At 63.1% G+C, this 271-nt stretch carries 1 protein-coding gene; it reads right to left on the bottom strand.

Translation table 11 applies throughout. The annotated features are described in order from the left end of the window. Positions 1-166, bottom strand: a 166-nt coding sequence (locus OC610_RS29245; RefSeq protein ID WP_264433340.1) for an RlmF-related methyltransferase, incomplete at its 3' end; no start/stop codon positions are given. Positions 167-271 lie beyond the last annotated feature (105 nt).

Below are 271 nucleotides of genomic sequence, written 5' to 3' on the forward strand. Positions count from 1 at the left end.
ACTTCGCCAGTTCCGGCGAGGTCTTGATCAGCGCCGGGAAGTCGTAACGACCCTGATGGCGATTTCGCGGGTGCAGGCTGGCCTTCTCGCGCGGCTCGACGGCTTTGCTTGGGGGCGCGGCGTCTGGCTTCTTGCGCGCAGGTTTGGGAGTGCGGGAGGCGTTCATGGGCGTGGTCGATTCGGGTATGGCTGAAAATGGCGGGTATTGTCCCACATCCCGCGCGCTCTTGACGGTAATGCGGAGTAAATGTGGAAGCGGGCTTGCTCGCGA

The sequence above is a fragment of the Pseudomonas agronomica genome (genome assembly GCF_025917275.1).
GTDB lineage: Bacteria > Pseudomonadota > Gammaproteobacteria > Pseudomonadales > Pseudomonadaceae > Aquipseudomonas > Aquipseudomonas agronomica.